General features: G+C 37.6%; 2 protein-coding genes. Both read right to left on the bottom strand.

From position 1 onward, the window contains the following. Positions 1–438: ATP-binding protein (locus tag KI363_RS21450; RefSeq protein WP_212967599.1), on the bottom strand; the 438-nt coding region annotated here is incomplete at its 3' end. Between the two features lies 1 nt (position 439). Continuing rightward, positions 440–1894, bottom strand: a complete 1455-nt coding sequence (gene istA / locus KI363_RS21445) for an IS21 family transposase (protein ID WP_212967598.1) — start codon at positions 1892–1894, stop codon at positions 440–442. Positions 1895–2032: the final 138 nt, after the last annotated feature.

Raw genomic sequence — 2032 nt, 5'->3', positions numbered from 1 at the left:
TTGATATCGACCTTCCACCCACGACTTTTCCAACAACTCTATTAAATCAGCTACTCTGTAGAAACGGACCTCATATCCGTTTCTACAAGCTTTTCGACCTAATGCTGTTGCTAGATGCGACTTTCCTGTTCCTGGTGCCCCTGATAAAATTACATTCTCTTTTCTCTTGATAAAGGAAAGGGATTCAAGGCCATCTCTGTCGAGATTTGATGGGAAGTGAATATGGTCGCCCCATTGATAATCCTGTAATTCCTTTTCATTCATAAACTTCGCTTTTTTAATTAAACGTTCTCCTTTTGCGATTTCCCTTAACTCTATTTCTTGTTGTAATAAATCCATCAAATATTGTTCCGGATTCTCGAAAGGAACCTTCTCATACAGGTCTGCAACATATGCTAAACGGAGTAATTTACATTTCTCCCTAATCACATCAGACACGTTAAACACCTGCCTTCACAGTAGGCTGGAGGGAATCATAAATACTCCAATCCACATCGTAAGGATGGTTCGTAGAATCATCTGAACTTGAATCAAATTGATTTTCATTTGGTAGTAACTCATAGAATTTTTCATCTATTTCTTGCATATCATGATTTACTATCAAGCTCAATAACCACTCTACACGCTCTTTTCTTAATTTCATTGATTCGATATTCAAGTAATAAGCAATTCTGCCAGGTAGGTATGGGAAATAGCGAGAATATACAATGGATCGCGGCTTCTGTTTCCAGTTTTTTAGGATGGATTGCCACGGAATTTCCCTGGTTTGATTCATATACTGTCTAGGACCCGTGGAAAGTATCTCTCCGTTATGTGAGACAACCTTGTAGTGATCCCAATATAAAATCATATGTAACTTACCGTAATGATAACTTTTAGGGACATGGACCAATACTCCATCAATTCTTACTTCACCATATTTATTAGCGGTTACCATAGACTGTTTAAATACCGGATAATCAGACTCAGGTAAAGCTAACCCATATTTCTTTTCTTCTTCAAACAAATCTGCAATAACGATATCCTTCTTATAATGAAGTCGTTGATGATCTTTTTTACATTGATCAAATAATAAAGCACGTAAGTGCGTTATATCTCTGATGACAGGGGAAGGAGTGAAGAAATTATAACGAACATATCCTACTTTGTTTTCCACATGTCCTTTTTCATTTCCTTTTCTCGCATTACAGGCTTGCGCCTCAAACCCATAATGGTTCGCGAAACGTAGAAATTCTTCATTGAAAACAGTTTCCTGACCACGCCCCCGTGCCTTTACTACTGCTGCCGAAAGGTTATCCAGGCGAAGGTTTCTTGGAACAAACCCCGTTTGATTAAAAAGCATTTTAAGACCTTCTAAAAAGCACTCCTGATTTTCTGCAGGCAAAGGAACTGCAAACCCTGCGTTACTATATGGAAAACTCATAACTAATGCATGGATGTCTTTTGCTTTCCCATCTTCAATTGCTTCGGTAATGCCAAAGTCAATTTGAGCTTCGGCAGGAGGATGGGTCAATCTCTCATATTCCTCTTTCATTTCATCCGATTCGTCTAACACTTTTTCTTTCCATTCTTTCTTAATGAAATCACAAACGGTTCGATAAGAACCAGGAAATCCTAATTTCTGTAATCCTTCAAAGATATTTTTGTTGTTCCTTCTGGCTTTCTTTTTTAGCGCATAATCTTCGACAAGCCAGTCCATTACAATTTCTCCCCATTCTTCTTCATACATCATTCCTTTTTTCTCGATGATCTTTTCAGTAGGTAGTTGATCGCCATCTGCGTACTTTTTAACAGTTACCCAACTAAAACCAGTTCGCTTTGAAATTTCATTGATTGATAGGGATTTTATATTCCTTAATTTTTTGATATGATTGATTTCAGGCATTGCTAGCATCCTTTCACTCTCCCACCATTAGTTGATTCGACACCAATAACGGTAGGGTATTTTGAGAGGGCTGGCAAGCCTTTTATTTTTGTGCAACCTTCTAACATTTTGGTTGCAATTCTCTTAACTTTTATTTTGCACTAAACA

It is taken from the genome of Lederbergia ruris, assembly GCF_018332955.1.
GTDB lineage: Bacteria > Bacillota > Bacilli > Bacillales > Bacillaceae_C > Lederbergia > Lederbergia ruris.
Note: the sequence above shows the minus strand (reverse complement) of the source record. Positions and strands in the feature narration are given on the sequence as shown.

Excerpts from the sequence above, each read along its gene's own strand:
- istA (WP_212967598.1), bottom strand. The coding sequence starts at position 1,894 with ATGCTAGCAATGCCTGAAATCAATCATATCAAAAAATTAAGGAATATA.